This window comes from Paenibacillus guangzhouensis, assembly GCF_009363075.1.
Classification (GTDB): Bacteria; Bacillota; Bacilli; order Paenibacillales; family Paenibacillaceae; genus Paenibacillus_K; species Paenibacillus_K guangzhouensis.
The window spans coordinates 6,019,829-6,037,976 of sequence record NZ_CP045293.1; the positions used below are offsets into that span (position 1 = coordinate 6,019,829).

Annotated in this window: 18 protein-coding genes; all 18 read left to right on the plus strand. The window is 48.7% G+C overall.

The window, feature by feature from the left end:
* The first annotated feature begins 81 nt into the window (after nt 1-81).
* Nucleotides 82-942 (plus strand): ATP synthase F1 subunit gamma, encoded by an 861-nt coding sequence (gene atpG / locus GCU39_RS27140; RefSeq protein WP_152396322.1) that lies wholly within the window; start codon nt 82-84, stop codon nt 940-942.
* 24 nt (nt 943-966) lie between these two features.
* Nucleotides 967-2,373, plus strand: a complete 1,407-nt coding sequence (gene atpD, locus GCU39_RS27145) for a F0F1 ATP synthase subunit beta (protein WP_152396323.1) — start codon at nt 967-969, stop codon at nt 2,371-2,373.
* Nucleotides 2,374-2,400: 27 nt separating this feature from the next.
* Nucleotides 2,401-2,805, plus strand: coding sequence for a F0F1 ATP synthase subunit epsilon (locus tag GCU39_RS27150; RefSeq protein ID WP_152396324.1), 405 nt, complete (start codon nt 2,401-2,403; stop codon nt 2,803-2,805).
* A 292-nt stretch (nt 2,806-3,097) separates the two neighbouring features.
* The gene (locus tag GCU39_RS27155) at nt 3,098-3,526 is read left to right on the plus strand and encodes a hypothetical protein (RefSeq protein WP_152396325.1); all 429 of its coding nucleotides are present in this window, start codon (nt 3,098-3,100) and stop codon (nt 3,524-3,526) included.
* A 240-nt stretch (nt 3,527-3,766) separates the two neighbouring features.
* A complete protein-coding gene (locus GCU39_RS31675; RefSeq protein ID WP_193726649.1) occupies nt 3,767-3,910 on the plus strand; it encodes a hypothetical protein in 144 nt (47 codons plus the stop codon).
* A gap of 321 nt (nt 3,911-4,231) precedes the next feature.
* Nucleotides 4,232-4,600: an NADH-quinone oxidoreductase subunit A gene (locus tag GCU39_RS27160; RefSeq protein ID WP_152396326.1), complete on the plus strand. Its 369-nt coding sequence runs from the start codon at nt 4,232-4,234 to the stop codon at nt 4,598-4,600.
* Nucleotides 4,585-5,103, plus strand: a complete 519-nt coding sequence (locus tag GCU39_RS27165; RefSeq protein WP_152396327.1) for a NuoB/complex I 20 kDa subunit family protein — start codon at nt 4,585-4,587, stop codon at nt 5,101-5,103. The genes GCU39_RS27160 and GCU39_RS27165 overlap by 16 nt, the downstream gene beginning before the upstream one ends.
* Nucleotides 5,100-6,062, plus strand: a complete 963-nt coding sequence (locus GCU39_RS27170) for an NADH-quinone oxidoreductase subunit C (protein ID WP_227793357.1) — start codon at nt 5,100-5,102, stop codon at nt 6,060-6,062. The genes GCU39_RS27165 and GCU39_RS27170 overlap by 4 nt, the downstream gene beginning before the upstream one ends.
* Nucleotides 6,063-6,068: 6 nt before the next feature.
* Nucleotides 6,069-7,169 (plus strand): NADH-quinone oxidoreductase subunit D, encoded by a 1,101-nt coding sequence (locus tag GCU39_RS27175; RefSeq protein ID WP_152396328.1) that lies wholly within the window; start codon nt 6,069-6,071, stop codon nt 7,167-7,169.
* Complete coding sequence (nuoH, locus tag GCU39_RS27180; protein WP_152396329.1) at nt 7,169-8,179, plus strand: NADH-quinone oxidoreductase subunit NuoH; 1,011 nt, start codon at nt 7,169-7,171, stop codon at nt 8,177-8,179. The genes GCU39_RS27175 and nuoH overlap by 1 nt, the downstream gene beginning before the upstream one ends.
* Nucleotides 8,180-8,194: 15 nt before the next feature.
* Nucleotides 8,195-8,650 carry an NADH-quinone oxidoreductase subunit NuoI gene (gene nuoI / locus GCU39_RS27185; RefSeq protein ID WP_152396330.1) on the plus strand — a complete coding sequence of 152 codons (456 nt, stop codon included), beginning with the start codon at nt 8,195-8,197 and terminating at the stop codon, nt 8,648-8,650.
* Nucleotides 8,643-9,161: an NADH-quinone oxidoreductase subunit J gene (locus GCU39_RS27190; protein ID WP_152396331.1), complete on the plus strand. Its 519-nt coding sequence runs from the start codon at nt 8,643-8,645 to the stop codon at nt 9,159-9,161. The genes nuoI and GCU39_RS27190 overlap by 8 nt, the downstream gene beginning before the upstream one ends.
* Nucleotide 9,162: 1 nt before the next feature.
* Complete coding sequence (gene nuoK, locus GCU39_RS27195) at nt 9,163-9,474, plus strand: NADH-quinone oxidoreductase subunit NuoK (RefSeq protein WP_018754711.1); 312 nt, start codon at nt 9,163-9,165, stop codon at nt 9,472-9,474.
* Between the two features lie 18 nt (nt 9,475-9,492).
* Nucleotides 9,493-11,373, plus strand: coding sequence for an NADH-quinone oxidoreductase subunit L (gene nuoL / locus GCU39_RS27200; protein WP_152396332.1), 1,881 nt, complete (start codon nt 9,493-9,495; stop codon nt 11,371-11,373).
* A complete protein-coding gene (locus GCU39_RS27205; protein WP_152396333.1) occupies nt 11,374-12,990 on the plus strand; it encodes a complex I subunit 4 family protein in 1,617 nt (538 codons plus the stop codon).
* Between the two features lie 4 nt (nt 12,991-12,994).
* Nucleotides 12,995-14,560: an NADH-quinone oxidoreductase subunit N gene (locus GCU39_RS27210; RefSeq protein ID WP_152396334.1), complete on the plus strand. Its 1,566-nt coding sequence runs from the start codon at nt 12,995-12,997 to the stop codon at nt 14,558-14,560.
* Nucleotides 14,561-14,768: 208 nt separating this feature from the next.
* Entirely contained in the window at nt 14,769-17,639 is a 2,871-nt protein-coding gene (locus GCU39_RS27215) for a S8 family peptidase (RefSeq protein ID WP_152396335.1), read from the plus strand.
* A 42-nt stretch (nt 17,640-17,681) separates the two neighbouring features.
* Nucleotides 17,682-17,927, plus strand: a complete 246-nt coding sequence (locus GCU39_RS27220; RefSeq protein ID WP_152396336.1) for a DUF1146 family protein — start codon at nt 17,682-17,684, stop codon at nt 17,925-17,927.
* Nucleotides 17,928-18,148 lie beyond the last annotated feature (221 nt).

Below are 18,148 nucleotides of genomic sequence, written 5' to 3' on the forward strand. Positions count from 1 at the left end.
CCTGTATTAACTTGGGTGAAGACAAGGCGCTCGCAAGTTTGCATTTGAGCCTTGTCTGCCAAGTTTGAAAGAGGTGAAATCATGGCAAAAGGAATGCGCGATATAAAACGCCAGATTAAGAGCGTTCAGAATACAAAGCAGATTACGAAAGCGATGGAAATGGTCGCAGCAGCGAAGCTTAGAAGAGCGCAGGAGAAGGCTGAGGCCGCTCGCCCCTACGCAGACAAGCTGAAAGAAGTGGTCGGTGGAATTGCAGCGGGTACGAAAGGGATAAAACATCCGATGCTGCAGAGCCGCGACGTAAAGAAGACGGGATATCTCGTAATTACGTCGGACCGCGGACTATGTGGTGGCTCCAACACTAACGTTATTCGTACTGTAATGAATACGATTCGCGAAAATCATAAATCGAGTGATGAATATTCACTATTCGTCATCGGGCGTAAAGGACGGGACTATTTCCGACGTAGAGAGCTTCCGATTGTACAGGAAGTGACGGAATTGTCTGATTCCCCGTCTTTTTCGGATGTTAAGTCAGTCGCTTCGAAGGCCGTGCAATTCTTTGAAGATGGCAAGTACGACGTACTTTACATTTTCTACAACGAATTCGTAAATGCCCTGACCCAAATCCCTATGAAGAAGCAGCTGCTTCCACTAGATGATATGAAGGTCGAGGGTGCCGCATCTAGCTATGAATATGAACCTTCTGCGGAAGAAGTGCTTGATGTATTGCTTCCGAAATATGCAGAGACTTTAATTTATAGTGCGGTACTCGATGCGAAAGCAAGTGAGCTGGGCGCGAAGATGACAGCAATGGGCAGCGCAACGAAGAATGCGACGAAGATGATCAACGAATTGACATTGACGTTCAACCGTGCGCGTCAGGCTGCGATTACGCAAGAAATTTCCGAGATTGTGGCTGGAGCGAACGCTCAGTCTTAATAGATGGGTTTAGGAGGGTAAAGCATGAAAAAGGGACGCGTTATTTCCGTTACGGGTCCGGTTGTTGACATTGAATTCGAACGTGGTCAATTGCCGGAAATTCTGAACGCGATCAAAATTGAACAACCAGCGAAATCCGAGAAAGAAGTTTCTGTGAACTTAATCGTAGAAACGGCGACTCACCTAGGTGATAACTTGGTTCGTTGTATCGCGATGTCCTCAACAGATGGTCTCGTTCGCGGCACTGAAGCAGTAGACTTGGGTGCTCCGATCTCCGTTCCTGTTGGTGAAGCAACACTTGGCCGCGTATTTAACGTACTTGGCGAAGCTATCGATAAAAAAGGTGAAGTGACTGCAGCAGTTCGCAACCCAATTCACCGTCCGGCTCCTTCTTTCGATGAGCTTTCTGTACAAGCAGAAATCCTCGAGACAGGGATCAAAGTTATCGACTTGCTTGCTCCATATACAAAAGGCGGTAAAATCGGTCTTTTCGGTGGTGCAGGTGTAGGTAAAACCGTTACAATCCAAGAGTTGATCAACAACATCGCACAAGAGCACGGCGGTATCTCCGTATTCGCGGGTGTTGGTGAGCGTACGCGTGAAGGTAACGACTTGTACCATGAGATGACAGATTCCGGCGTTATCGGCAAAACTGCGATGATCTTCGGTCAGATGAACGAGCCTCCAGGTGCACGTCTTCGTGTCGCTCTGACAGGTCTTACAATGGCTGAATATTTCCGTGATGAAGAAGGAAAAGACGTTCTCTTGTTCATCGATAACATCTTCCGCTTTACTCAAGCAGGTTCTGAGGTATCCGCACTACTCGGACGTATGCCGTCCGCGGTAGGTTACCAACCAACGCTTGCGACAGAGATGGGTCAATTGCAAGAGCGTATTACATCGACGAAGAAAGGTTCTGTAACATCGATTCAAGCGATTTACGTACCTGCCGATGACTATACGGATCCAGCTCCAGCAACAACGTTTGCTCACTTGGATGCAACGACGAACTTGGAGCGTAAAATCTCTGAGATGGGTATCTTCCCAGCGGTAGATCCGCTCGCTTCCAGCTCCCGTATCTTGGCGCCGGAAATCGTAGGGGAAGAGCACTATAACGTAGCACAAGGCGTTAAACGTATTCTTCAACGTTATAAAGAATTGCAAGACATCATCGCGATCCTTGGTATGGATGAGCTTAGCGAAGATGATAAATTGACCGTTGCTCGTGCGCGTAAAATTCAACGTTTCTTGTCCCAGCCATTCCACGTGGCAGAGCCTTTCACAGGCAACAAAGGTATCTATGTACCAATTAAAGAAACGGTTCGCTCATTCAAAGAAATCTTGGATGGTAAACATGACGAGCTTCCAGAAGCAGCATTCATGTACGTTGGTACAATTGAACAAGCTGTAGAGAAAGCGAAAACGTTGTAATAAACGTGAGCGTTAGGAGGGTTCGATGTGAGTACCTTTTTATTGGAAATCGTAACTCCAGAGCGTAAAGTGTACGCAAAGGAAGTCAATATGGTTAGCGTAAAGGGAGTCGAGGGTGAGCTAGGTATTCTAGCGCACCACATTCCGCTCGTAACACCTTTGAAGGTTGCTCCCGTGGTCATCAAGACGAACGGCAAAGTGGAAGAACTTGCAGTTCATGGTGGATTCGTTCAAATTGGCAAAGACAAAGTGGTCATCCTCGCTGAGACGGCTGAACTTCCTGGCGATATCGATTATAACCGGGCAAAGGCAGCAAGAGAGCGCGCTGAGCGTCGTCTTGCCAACAAGAAGGATAACATTGATCACCGCCGTGCAGAGCTGGCTCTCCAAAGAGCGCTTGCTCGTATCGAAGTGAGTGAACACAAGATCTAACATCCCCCTAAATCCCCCTTCACCATTGAAGGGGGACCCCAGGGCGCTGACGCCCCTGAACCCCGTAAACTGGGCTGATTGAGCTGCGGTTGCGCGGGTTTAGGTTGGGGTGGTGGGTGGAGCGCTATGAAAAAGCCTGATTCAACGTGCTGGTTGGCACGTTGGATCAGGCTTTTTCTGCTTGCATGCGTCGGGGTTTAGTTTCGTCAAAGCGGATGGGTGGAAAGATCGGCGTATGGCGGGAGTGGAGCTAATGTGTGCAAGGAGCGTCCCGGTACGACCGTCTTGGCCTATGACTAATCCAGCGTCCCTACTTTACGTCATGATTTGCGAGCGTGTTGAACCAGAAGCATTCTTCTCGCCAGTTATCATATTTTCAAATACTATCTTTGAGAAGTATTTTGGTCTCTCATTATATGATGATAATGGTAATGATGGTGATGATGGACGAAGTGATGACCCTGTGGGTGACTTTGAGTATGAAAATGGGGATGATGCATGTGTTCATGACCTTGATGTGAATAGGGTTGTGGATCGGGATCCCTTTGTTGAGACCCTTGAACACTATACTTTTCTTGATTCATTGTATATCTCCTTTCACTATTTGAATAATTCATCTTATGTCTATACAGGATTAGTGACACTTGACCTAGAGGAAATGGGCTGTTTACAAAAACCCAAAATAGGTGTGGAGCTTCGTTGGGAGCTAACGGCTCGTTAACTGTGTATAGCCGACGGCTAACGAATCCATGAGCGCTTATTCGTGCTAAAATTTGCGTTTTGATTTTCTAACTGGAACCGTAAGAGCGAAAAAAGTTCGCTTTGAAGGCGAATAAGCTCAATACGGTTCGTTACGACACTTTGCGGGCAACATAGAGCAAGTGTTAACCGAGAAAAGAATGAATTCGAGTTCTCAAGGGACTGGCATGCTGCATTTCCGAAGGGAGCCCCGTTTAGGCCTATGGCTATAACGGGGCTCTTGCTGTCCTACCCCTTTGTGATGAAAGGGGTGAGGCAGGCGATGGAGATGAAAATGCACAAGGAAAAGCTGGTGTATCGGTTGGAGAGCGGAGCGTTCGCCTTTGAAATCGGGAAAACACCATAACTCATCCAATCACATTTCCTGATTTCAACAGCGATGGAAACCGATACACCTGCGTTCCCCCACTACATGTTCATCTCCATCCACTTGCCACAATACATTTCCGTCACAAACTCTTCACGAATTTACATGTCTTCTCCGTCATATATAGCAAGTACATGGGTTGTTAGACACGCTAAAAAATACGTCGAAAACTACAAATGAAAACCCAGGTTTTGGATAGACGACATTGGTAGGTTTTGTTATAATTGTTACGGGTTTATTACAGTTTTTTTCATTTTGTATAACAAAATTATATAGTGGTGAACGGAGGCGAGGGAGGACATGGAGTACTCGAATAACTATGTCATTGTAGCGATCTTCATTGTGCTGGGGATTTTGTTACCAGTGGTAGCGCTTACAGTGGGAAGATTTCTAAGACCTAGCAAACCTACCGAAATCAAGCAAACAACCTATGAAAGTGGGAATGAGCCGGTAGGGGTAGGGCAGGTACGATTTAATATCCGTTATTACCTGTTTGCTCTGATGTTTGTTATTTTCGATGTGGAGACCGTGTTTCTTTACCCGTGGGCCGTTGCGTATAATCAGCTTGGACTCTTCGTACTTGTTGAGATGCTGATTTTTGTCGCATTGTTGCTTGTGGGGCTCATATACGCTTGGAAGAAGAAGGTGCTCAAATGGAACTCAATTTAGAATCAATCAGTCCTGAGGAACGTCAGGAGCTAGAACGAAATGTATTCATGGGAACACTGGAACAATTGAAGGCGTGGGCGCGAAGCAACTCGCTCTGGCCGCTTACCTTCGGGCTTGCATGTTGTGCGATTGAAATGATGGGAACGGGAGCCTCCCACTATGATTTGGACCGATTTGGCGTTATATTCCGCACATCGCCTCGTCAATCTGACGTGATGATCGTGGCAGGGACAGTAACGAAGAAAATGGGTCCTTTATTGCGTCGTCTATACGATCAAATGCCTGAACCGAAATGGGTTATTGCGATGGGGTCTTGCGCAACCGCAGGCGGTCCTTATGTGAAATCTTATGCCGTCATGAAAGGTGTGGATCAGATCGTACCAGTCGATGTCTACATCCCGGGCTGCCCGCCGAACCCGGCTGCATTAATCTACGGGATTAATAAATTACAAGAGAAGATTCGATATGAAGCGAAGACCGGGAAGCAGGTGACGAACCGATGAGCGACGAGCAGGACGTAAAGCCTGATAAACCGGAACGCAAGATCATGACGCCGGAGGAACGCGAAGCGAAGATCAAGGCTGCAGCAGAAGCAAGAGAAGCGCGAGAACGTGCGAAGGCAGAAGCAGCCGGTGAAGCACCGGCAAAGGCGGAAACAGATACGACGGAGGCGCCTGCGGCGGAAGCATCTACGGATGGCACTGCAGCTGCGAAACCGGAACGTAAGATCATGACGCCGGAGGAGCGCGAGGCGAAGATTCAAGCGGCAGCGGAGGCACGTGCGGCACGCGAACGCGCAAAAGCCGACGCAGGTGGCGGAGATGCACCGGCAGCGGAAGGTGCTGCTGAAGCGAAGCCTGAGCGTAAGGTGCTGACGGACGAAGAGAAGGAAGCGAAAGCCAAGGCAGCAGCAGAAGCAAGAGCAGCCAGAGCCAAAGCGAAGGAAGAAGCGGAGGCCGCTGAAGCTGCGCCGAAGGAGCCTTCCTATAACCAGCCTCGCTTAGACCGTGCCATTGCGATTCTCAAAGAGAAAATAGCAGAAGACGTGGTGGAAGAGTCCTCGATTAACGAGAACAACAACCATCTTCCGACGCTGACGCTTAAGAATGAGCATTGGTACAAGAGTGCAGAGCTGCTCAAGCATGACCCGGAATTTCAATGCGACTACCTTCGGAATGTGTCGGGTACCGACCATGAGACGCATATGGAAGTGGTCTATCATATGGTATCCATCGCGACGCAGCACGAATATTGCATTCGTGTGAAGACGGATCGTGATCAGCCGTCCGTCGATTCGGTGACACCGATTTGGCAAACGGCCAATTGGAATGAGCGTGAAATCTATGACTTACTTGGTATCGCTTTTCCGGGTCATCCCGATTTGCGCCGCATTATGATGTCCGACGATTGGGTGGGGCATCCACTGCGCAAAGACTATGTACCGCTAGATTCGGAGGTGTAATCACGCGTGATTCGGACAGAAGAACTTCTATTGAACGTAGGACCGCAGCATCCCAGTACCCATGGCGTATTTCGGATCGTCGTGAAATTGGATGGCGAAGTGATTAAGGAAGCCACACCTGTTATGGGCTATCTCCACCGGGGGACAGAGAAGCTGGCTGAGGATTTGAACTATACGCAGATTATCCCTTATACCGACCGTATGGATTACGTGTCTGCCATGACGAATAACTATGTGCTGGTGCATGCGGTAGAGAAAATGATGCAGCTCGAAATCCCTGAGCGTGCGGAATATCTAAGACTGATCGTGATGGAGCTGCAGCGTCTCGCGAGCCACATGGTATGGTGGGGAACCTACTTGCTGGATATTGGCGCAATGAGCCCTTTCCTATATGCTTTCCGGGATCGCGAGATTATCATCGATTTGTTCAATGAACTGTGCGGGGCTCGTCTAACTTATAACTATATGCGTGTAGGCGGTGTGAAGTGGGATGCATCGGATAGCTGGATCGATAAGGTGCGCGAGTTCATTCCTTACATGAAGAAGAAGCTCGTCGAGTATGACAACCTGGTCAGTGGGAACGAGATCTTCCTACAGCGAATTATCGGGGTCGGCAAGTATGATGCTCAGACGGCGATTGATTATGGATTAAGCGGAGCGAACTTACGGTGTACCGGAGTGAATTGGGATCTGCGGAAAAATGAGCCGTACAGCATCTACGATCGGTTCGATTTCGATGTCCCGCTCGGTACCAATGGCGATTGCTATGACCGCTATGTCATTCGGATGGAAGAGATGAGACAAACACTGCGTATCCTAGAGCAAGCGATTGAACAATTCCCGAAGGACGGCGAGATTATGGGCAAAGTTCCACGTGTCATTCGTCCGCCGGCAGGCGAGATCTATGCGCGCATCGAATCGCCACGTGGTGAGATCGGTGCTTATATCGTCTCGAAAGGGAAAGCAGAACCGTATCGCTTGAAGTTCAGACGCCCTTCCTTCGTGAATCTGCAGATTTTACCGAAGCTGCTCGTCGGGGAGACCATGACGAACCTCATTACGATTCTGGGCGGCGTCGATATCGTCGTTGGGGAGGTTGACTGTTAATGGGCGCTTGGTTGCAAGAGTCGTTAACTTGGACGAATTTTGCTATATTTCTAGCCTGGAGTGTAGTTTTTCTATTCATTGTATTAGGGTTCGTAACCTATGCCATCTACTACGAACGCAAAGTCATTGGATGGATGCAAGGTCGGATCGGTCCGAACCGCGTAGGCCCTTTCGGATTGTTCCAGACGGTTGCTGATATTATGAAGTTGCTGATGAAAGAGGATACCATTCCTCGCGCGGCGGACCGTTGGCTATTCATCCTCGCTCCGGTGATTACGTATGTACCTGCTTTTGCGGTATTGGTCGTCATTCCTTATACGGATTCGTTATATTTTACCGACTTGAATGTCGGATTGTTATACTACGGTGCATTATCTTGTATTTCGACGATTGGGATTATTCTCGGCGGCTGGGCTTCCAATAACAAATACTCCTTGCTCGGTGGGATGCGTTCCGCTGCGCAGATGATTAGTTACGAGATCCCGCTCGTCATTTCCATTGTCGGTGTCATTATGACCAGTGGCAGCTTAAGCCTCCGCACGATCGTGAATGGCCAAGGGGATGCCTTCTGGCAGTGGAACTTCCTGCCGCAAATCATTGGATTCGTTGTCTTCATTATCGCAGCGGTCTCCGAGCTAAACCGGACGCCATTCGATTTACCTGAAGCAGAGTCTGAGCTCGTTGCAGGGTATCACGTCGAATATAGTGGTTTCCGATTCGCATTCTTCATGCTGGCAGAGTATGTCTATATGTTTGCAATTGCAGCATTAACGACGGTTCTATTCCTCGGTGGATGGCATGCGCCGCTTCCGTTCCTTACATTCATTCCGGGCATCATCTGGTTCATTTTGAAATTCGCATTTTGCGTGTTCTTCTTGTTCTGGCTGCGTGCGACGATGCCGCGGATTCGTGTGGATCAGCTTATGAGCTTCGGCTGGAAAGTACTGCTCCCGCTATCGCTCCTGAATGTGTTCGTGACGGCCATCTACATGGAACTATTCATCAAATAGAAGGGGAGAGTACCGATGAAGGGATTACTTAAAGGGCTGGGTGTCACGTTCAAGACGATGACCGCCAAAAAAGTAACATATAAATACCCGGATGTACCGCTCGAAATGCCGGATCGCTTTCGTGGAATTCAGTATTTTGATCCGGAGAAATGCATCGTGTGCAATCAGTGTGCGAGAATCTGTCCGACAGAATGTCTGACGCTGACGGGTAAACCGAATCCGGATCCCGAGAAGAAAGGGAAAGTGATCGACACGTTCGACATCAACTTCGAGCTCTGCATTCTCTGTGATCTATGTACCGAAGTCTGTCCGACGGAAGCTGTCGTCATGACGAATAATTTCGAGCTTGCAGCCTATAGCCGTGATGATCTATTCAAGAATAAAGAGTGGTTGTACGAGAACAACAACAATATTCGTAAGGAGAATAACTCGGCGATGACGACGAGGGGGGGCGTCAAGAAAGATGTTTAATTTGAGCTTCCAGCTGACAGGCGAATATGTCGCCTTCTTCATCCTCGCCGTATGCATTATCGCCGGCGCGGTCTTAATGCTTAGCTTCAATAAAGTCATTCATATGGTGGTCTCGCTCGCATTTGCTTTTATCGGGCTGGCAGGGATGTACGTGCTACTAAACGCGGAATTTGTTGCCTTCGTCCAAGTGCTCATCTATGCAGGAGCCATCTCCATCCTCATGATCTTCGGCATTATGATGACGCGCCATGATCAGAAGGATGAGGAGCTCCGCAGACCGTGGCACGAGGCTATAACAGCGGTAGGATGTCTAGCGTTGTTCGGATTATTGTTCTACGCCATTCGCGTAACGGAGCTGCCTGCAGCAACTTGGGATCCTCCGCAGAATAATACGCTAGAGATCGGGAAGCTGCTCTATACGGAGCATGTTATCCCATTTGAGCTGATGTCGGTGCTGCTCACGGTTGCGTTTATCGGGGCAATCGTGATCGCCAAAAGGGAGGAGGACTAAGATGAGCGGAATGTTAGGGTCGTATCTGATGCTCGCTGCCATTTTGTTCTGCCTTGGTCTGTACGGTGCATTAACGAAACGGAGCGCTGTTGTCGTCCTATTATCCATTGAATTGATGCTGAATGCGGTGAACTTGAATCTCGTCGCATTTTCGAAATATGGGGTTGTTCCAGGACTGAAGGGCCAGATCTTCTCGCTCTTTAACATCTCGATTGCCGCTGCGGAAGCTGCGATCGGTATCGCGATCCTCATCGCGTTATACCGGAATAAGGGAACAGCGAATGTGGATGAATTCAATGAGATGAAGCGATAACCAATAGGAGGAAATGCAATGGAATTTGTCTACTCGCAATATGCCTTTGTCGTTCCGATCCTCCCGCTGATCGCCTTCCTAATTCTAACGGCACTGGGACGGCAGATGAAAGAGGTCGGTGGATGGATCAGTATTCTATTTACGCTCGCATCTTTCATCTATGCCTTGCTCATAGGAATCGAGCGGATCGGCGGTCAGGCAGAGGACTATACGAAAAATATGGATTGGATAAGGTTCGGCGACGTACACTTAACGGTCGGGTTCGAAGTCACGAATCTGAATGCGCTGATGCTTATGATCGTGACGTTCGTCAGCTTACTCGTGAATATCTATTCGAGAGGATATATGAAGGGCGATGACCGGATTAATATTTTCTTCGCCTACGTCTCTCTGTTTACCTTCTCCATGTTGGGGTTGGTTATTTCATCGAATGTATTAGAATTGTATATCTTCTGGGAGCTTGTAGGGGTCTGTTCCTTCCTCTTGGTCGGGTTCTGGTATCAGAAACCTGCAGCCAAAGCAGCCGCGAAGAAAGCTTTTATCGTCACACGGATTGGGGATGTCGGGCTTTTCATCGCGATCCTGCTGCTGTACGTCTACATGCCGGATCACGCACTGGATTTCGCCTCCATTCATAATGTGTTCACGCAACCCGATGTGATGGCTGCGGCGGGTATTAGTGCAGGGATCTCAACGCTGATTGCCATTCTGATCTTCGTCGGCGCGATGGGTAAATCCGGACAATTCCCATTACATACGTGGCTGCCGGACGCCATGGAAGGTCCTACCCCGATCAGTGCATTGATCCATGCCGCAACGATGGTTGCAGCGGGCGTGTACTTGGTTGCAAGAACCTTCGAGGTATTCCATGCTTCACCGGCAGCGATGGAGGTCGTCGCCTATGTCGGCGGGTTCACAGCGATCTTCGCTGCGACGATCGGGATTGCACAGAACGATATCAAACGGATTCTTGCCTACTCGACAGTCAGTCAGCTCGGGTATATGATGATGGCGCTTGGTATTGGGTCCGTTACGGCAGGGATGTTCCACTTGTTCACGCACGCGTTCTTCAAAGCACTCTTGTTCCTTGGCGCAGGCAGTGTGATCCATGCGGTGAACAAACAGGATGTGAACGAAATGGGAGGCCTAGGCTCCAAAATGAAGATCACGGCTTGGACATTCGGCATTGGCGCATTAGCCTTATCCGGTGTTCCGCCATTCTCCGGGTTCTGGTCGAAGGATGCGATTCTGACCGCAGCGTGGGAAGGCCACAAAGGGTTATTCGTTGTTGGAATCATTGCTGCATTCTTCACCGCATTCTATATGTCGAGACTGTTCTTCTTGGTCTTCACAGGTAAATCAGAAGCTGCCAAGGATGCGCATGAATCACCAGCGACGATGACGATTCCGCTCGTGCTGCTCGCGATTCTGGCTGTCGTAGCAGGGTTCGTCTTTACACCGTTCAATAGCTGGTTCGGAACTTGGCTCGAAGGTACGGAGACAGAAGAACATGCCAATGTGATCGTGATGATCCTATCGACGATCGTCGGCTTGCTGGGGATCGGGCTCGGATGGCTCATTTATCGCAAAAAATCGATCTCGCGCGATGCTATTACAGCCAGTGCACCATGGCTTACCAAATTGCTCGCGAATAAATATTATATCGATGAGCTCTATCAAGTTATTATTGTAACTCCACTGCGTGCGATTGGCGTCGCGCTCACTGCCTTCGATCAATGGATCGTGGATGGCGTCGTTCGCGGCGTTGCGGGATTAACCGTCCTGACAGGACGGACTTCGACGCGGATGCAGAACGGCCAGGTACAGACTTATGGATTGATTACGCTGCTCGGTTGCGTCATTCTGATCTTGGCGATTGTCGGAAGGAGGTTATGGTAGATGATTGCGAATTTTCCGATTCTTACGCTCATCGCCTTGTCTCCGCTGCTCGGGGTACTCATTTTATTATTCATGCCGCAAGAGAAGAGCAGAGCGATGAAAGTGATTGCCATCGCTTCGACGGTGCTCACACTAGGTCTCACCATATGGCTGTACGCAGCTTACGATTATAGTACGAAGGGCACGGCCTATGAAGAGAATGTACGATGGATCCATATCGCGCTGAACAAAGAGTTCATGGCCGATCAATTTGCATCGTACAGCATTCAATTTAATTATCATCTAGCCGTTGACGGCATCTCGCTTCTGCTCGTCCTTCTGACGGCGATCGTGAGCGTCATGGCTGCGCTTGCGTCGTTCCATATTAAGAAGCGGACGAAAATGTACTTTATTTTATTCTTGCTTCTTGAAGTGGGCATGTTCGGCGTATTCATGGCAAGAGACTTGTTCTTGTTCTTCTTGTTCTTCGAAGTCACCTTGGTCGCGACGTACTTCTTAATCGGGATTTGGGGTTACGGCGGCCGCGAACGCGCGGCGAACAAGTTCTTGATCTATAACGGATTCGGCTCGGCACTTATGCTGATTGCATTTACATTATTAATTGCAACCGCGGGATTCACGGCCGATACAGCTGCGAATGCGCAAGGGCATTATATGTATTCCGGCAGCTTATCGACGATTATGCAGAACCTGCTGGACCCGAACTCCTATGTCAATATGAAGCCGGAACAAATGACCAATGCTTTCTATATGTCGGAAGGCATGCAGACGACGATATTCGTCTTGCTGCTCGTCGCATTCGGTATTAAGCTTCCATTCTTCCCATTCCATACGTGGATGCTCAAGGTCCATAATGAAGCGCCTCCAGCTGTCGTTATGATTCACTCGGGTATTCTGCTCAAGATGGGTGCGTACGGTCTCATTCGGTTCGGACTATTCTTATTCCCGCACCAAGCGGAATCGTGGTCAACGACGCTAGCGATTCTCGGGGTTGTCAATATTCTATATGGTGCCGTGCTCGCACTCGTCCAACGAGAGTTCAAGCTTGTACTAGCATATTCGAGTATCAGCCATATGGGCGTTGTGCTTCTAGGACTTTCGGCACTGAATGAAGTTGGTCTGCAAGGCGCGATGTATCAGATGATCTCGCACGGATTTATCTCGGCCCTGTTCTTCTTGATCGTCGGTAGTCTGTATGAACGGACACGTACGACGCAGCTGGATGAGCTGGGCGGACTTGCACGAAGTGTGCCTTTCATGAGCGGCATCCTGCTTATTGCCGGTCTTGCGTCTTTAGGATTGCCGGGACTATCGGGATTCGTCGGCGAATTCCTCTCCTTCCTCGGATTGTTCAGTACGATGAAAGTCGTTGCGGTAGTCGGGGCACTGGGGATTATTCTCGGCGCTGTCTACGTTCTGCGAGGGGTGCTAGGCATCACCTATGGTCCGATGGAAGATCGTTATATCGGGATCCGCGATGCTCGTCTAATTGAGGCCATTCCGATGATCGCATTGACTGCCTTGATCGTATTGCTCGGCGTCTACCCTACGGTACTCGTTGATCCGCTGCAGCACAGCTTTGACCAATTTCTACAATTCATCAAGGTAGGAGGTTAGTCCCATGAATCCAACTGAAACAATTACGCCGCTGCAATGGGCCGATCTTGCCACCTTAGCACCGGAATTAACATTGGTCATCGCGGCAATACTCCTATCTCTGATAGATTTATTCTTGCCGAAAAGAATCAATCGTGATGGGCTAGGCGCATTCTCCTTAATAGCAGTACTCATCTCCCTTGGGTTTGTTGTCTGGCGGATGATCGATATGAGCAGCGGGGCAGAGTCGGCTTCGGCAGCTCAGGCACTGCATCTTCTGGGTCAGAGCTACCGGGTGGATGATTTTGCGAATCTGCTGAAAATCATTTTCTTAAGCGGTACGGCACTTATTATCTTTATGAGTCTAGGATCGATTCGTGAGGAAGAGATTCCGCATAAGGGTGAATATTACTACTTATTATTGCCTGCGGTTCTCGGTGCGATGATGATGGCATCCTCTGGAGACCTTATTACGCTCTACGTTGGACTTGAATTGCTCAGTATCACTTCCTATGTGCTTGTCGCGCTGAAGAAGAACGATCTTAAATCCAATGAGAGTGCTTTCAAATATGTCGTGCTTGGCAGTATCTCTTCGGCCTTTATCTTGTACGGGATGTCTTTCCTCTACGGGATGTCAGGATCAACGGATCTTGCCACAATTGCACAGATGTTGTCGCAGCATTTAGCTGATTTCAAGGTCTTAATCTATGTTAGCTTCTTCTTGATGCTCGGAGGTTTCGGGTTCAAAATTGCAGTTGCTCCGTTCCACGTATGGGCGCCGGATGTGTATCAGGGTGCGCCGACGCCGGTTACTGCGTTCCTCGCGGTTGTATCAAAGGCGGCAGGGTTTGCGATCTTGTTCCGGATCGTCTATAACGTATTTTTCCCGCTTGCGAGCCAAGAGTACATGTATATTAGCGGCGATGTGATGCTGACACTCCTGATCGTGGCGGCCATTGCTATGGTCATCGGGAATACGGCAGCACTTCGTCAGCGGAATGTCAAACGGTTGCTTGCTCTGTCCGGCGTTGCTAACGCAGGGTATTTGCTCGTACCTATCGGGCTATCGATGACACCGCTGCACGTCTCGAATTTCTCTGAGTTCGCTTTCTATCTGATTGCATACCTGTTCATGAATATCGGTGCCTTCGCGGTGGTGATGATCGTGAGTCGGGATGCGGGACATGATGAGGTTAGCGGGTTCGCGGGCTTGTATTACCGTGCTCCTTTTACAGCCGTGGCTATGACGATTCTGCTCTTATCCTTTGCGGGAATTCCGCTCACAGGCGGATTTATCGGGAAGTTGTTCATTGTTCTTGGTGCGGCGCAAATGAAAGCGTATTGGATTGCTGCAATCATGATCATCACCAGTGTCATTTCACTCTACTATTACTTCGGTATTATTCGCCAAATGTATATGCGTTCCGTGGGTGAAATGCCGTCTATCCGCTTCCCTGCACCACTCGGGATTACGGTCTGGATCTGTGTTGCTGCAACGGCCTACCTCGGGGTTATGCCGAATACGGTGCTGGATGTGATCAACAAATTTTTTGCCCTATCGTTTGATTTATTCATTCGAGCAGGAAGTTAGCCGATATCATATTGAAGAGAAAGAGCCTTCCTTCGCGGAAGGCTTTTTATACTTGTAAAGAATTAATTCGTTTTCGGGTGGGGTTATTTTACCAGATACATTCTTTGACAAAGTTAAAGGGGATCAGGCGGCACGTATCGAAGAAATAGAGGTACCTATCTAAGAGTGAAGATGGCATAGGTAAATGGAAGGAAGAATAGGAGAAGCAATGAAACGATTAAGATATCGCTATGTCGTCATCGGGATGTGTATTCTGCTGCTGCAGTACATGATCGTGCCCGTAGGAATGATGGCGGCGAAGGCAGAACCGATGCAGATCCATACCGTGGATCGTATGGAGAATACGACTGCAGAACAACATAAAGAACAGCATGAAGAACAACATGAAGAGCAGCAAAAAGAGGAGCAACCAAAGTCCTGGATCGTGAAATGGAAGGGGCAAGTCCAAGATCAGGGTCTATTACAAGATACAGAAATACTAAGCAAGCAGGAAGCTCTAAATGTCTATGTGCTGCGATTGAAGCAGGATGTTGAGCCGATGGCTTGGCTCGCGCGGGCGAGGGAATCAGCGGAAGTTGAATATGTTCAACCGAACAATCCAGTATCCGTGCTTAGAGCGCCGAATGATAGCAGCTATGAGACACAGAAATTTTTGCGCCAGATTCATGCGGACTCGGCCTGGGAGCAAGTGACGGGCAATACCAAGCTAACCATTGGGGTCGTGGATACAGGGGTTGATTTGAAGCATCCCGATTTGCAGGACAATCTTGTGGATGGTGTGAACCTGATTAAGCCCAGTCAGCTCCCTCAGGATGATAATGGGCATGGGACAAGCGTTGCCGGTGTGATTGGCGCTGTCGGGAATAACCGATTGGGCGTTAGTGGCATATTATGGAATGCAAGAGTCATGCCGATTAAGGCGCTGGATTCCTCAGGTTCGGGTGATGAAGATAAGCTCGGGGAAGGGATTGTCTATGCGGTTGAGCATGATGTGAAAATCGTTGTGCTATCCGTAGGCTTGTATCGCTATTCGACGTATATGCAGCAAATCGTGCAATATGCCGAGAGCAAAGGGGTGCTCCTGATCGCCGCAACGGGCAACGACGCTGCAGAGTTAGCTGGTAAAGTCGCCGTGAAATATCCTGCGGCCTACCCTGAGGTGATTGCTGTCGGTGGGACAGCGGATTTGAAGACGGCAGAGCCTCGTTCGAACTATGGTCCAGAAGTGGATATTGTTGCACCTTGGAAGGTCTATACGACAGCGCTTGGCGGGGGCTACACCTATGATGAGGGTACCTCGATGGCCGCGCCGCAGGTAGCAGCTGTCGCTGCGATGATCTGGTCTAAATATCCGGACATGAAGCCGTACCAGATACGAAATTTAATACGCCAGTCGGCACAGGACCTTGGAACGATGGGATGGGATGCGAAAACGGGGTATGGATTGCTCCGAGCAGATCGAGCATTGACGATGAAGCCAAAGGAGGATATTTACGAGGATAACGGAAGTCGTGAGATCGCGAAGGCGTTTCCGATTGATACTTCCATGTCTGCTGTATTGCAGGGGGAGGACGAAGACTGGTTCTATGTGAATGCTCCTTATGATGGGACATTAACAATCCAGACGCAGCTCATTCAAGGTGGAACACCGCTGCAATTAACCTATTATACTGCGACTAAAGCCGGAGGGACCAAAGTTGCAAGCCTGACGAACACAAAGACACAGATCCCCGTGAAGAAAGGCAAAAATGTATTGCAGTTCAAGTTAACGAATATGAAATCCAAAACACCTGTCACGTATAAATTGACATCAAGATTTACGATCTACAGCGATCCATACGAGCATAACAATAAGCAGTACCAAGCTTTTACACTGCCATCGCGAAGTCAGGAGGTCGTTGGGACTTTCCATCAAGATAGCGATGAAGATTGGTTCGTGTTCCGTGTGAACGCTCAAGGGACGTTAAGATTTAAGCTCGATAGCGATTCAGCCCGGATAGATCCTGCGATGGATATCATCGGACCGGGCATGGAGAAGTTAACGATAGATTCCTTCAGTGAGGATAGCTCGGACAGTGAGAGTATTACGATGATGGATAGTAAACCAGGTCAATACTATATCCGGGTCTATAATGCGATTTCGCCCAAAGCAAGCGCTGTTGCGGCAGAATATAAGCTATCTATTCAATACGTAACACAGTATACGGATCCGAATGAGCCGAATGACAAGAGTTATCAAGCGGTCACAGCAGTATCGGATACGGATTATATGGGGGTATTCGGATCAGATGCGGACGTGGATTGGTTCGAATATCGTGTGGACCAGAAGAGTTATGTGGAGCTAAGTGTTCGAGGTATTCCCTCGAACCGGGTGGTGACCATGAGTGTCTATGATCGCAAGCAGAAGGCATTATTTAAGATGTCGAATAGCTCAGGCAATACGTCGCTCAAATCAGCGAGGATCATGGAGCCGGGTACGTATCTCGTACGATTGTCCACCAATCAAATGTTCAATAGTCAATATTATCAGTTTAAAATGCACGCAGAGACGCTCGTCGCCGGTTTTCGTGATATCGAAGGCCACTGGGCGGTTCCAGCGATTACTGCCTTAACGGAGCGGCGCTGGATCGGCGGGTATGAAGGCTATCGCTTTGAGCCCGATCGTGGTATTACACGAGCAGAGGCTGTGTCCATCTTAAGCAAGGCCTATAAATTCAAAGCAGCGAACCCTGTTCAATACCGCGATGTGAATGTGAAGCACTGGGCTTACGCTGATATTGCCAAAGCCGCAGGTGCAGGGATTGTTCATGGATATCAAGATGGCAGCTTTGCACCGAATCGATTTGTGACGCGCGCGGAGATGGCCGTCATGATCGGAAATGCGATGAAAGAGAAGCCGAGAGCAAATTCGAAGAGTCCCTTTACAGACGTGAGTGTGAATCATTGGGCTGCTCCCATGCTGAGTCAAATGAAATCACGCGGATTTCTGAAGGGGTACAGTAATGGTTCTTTTAAGCCGGATGTAGCGGCGAGCCGGGCTGAATTCTCGACGATGCTGTATGAAATACTAGTGAAATAATTGTTAAATGTTGGGTTGAAATTGGGAGGAGGAGCGTATGGTATGGATGATTCGATGACATCGCTGGTTGGCTTAAGTGGGTTGGTCGGTATTATCGTAACGTTAGGTTGTATTGGACTCGCTTGGTGGGCGCTTCAAGTTGTGAAGTTTGATATGTTCTTGAGGAATGCCAAGGGGCCCCAAGGGAAGCTGCTGCACGTGTTCCTATCGGTGATTATCGGTCATTGGGTATCTGAATTTGTGCTCCAATATTGGGAATGGACACAGCGGTTAAAGGGGCTCTTCTAATTCGAGATTGGGCGAGTGCAAGTCGTGTCGAATAACATCGAACAATTGTGTGAAGACTGGTAAATAAGAAAACGATTAGAAATGTTAAGATTTTGTAACTTTTTCACGAAGATCTTGAATCACTTACGAAAATAACCCTTGTAAGTCTTTAGGGTTGAATGTTAATATGAAATCTGAGTTAAAACAGGCGTGTCATTATCTTTGTTATTTTGGAGAAAATG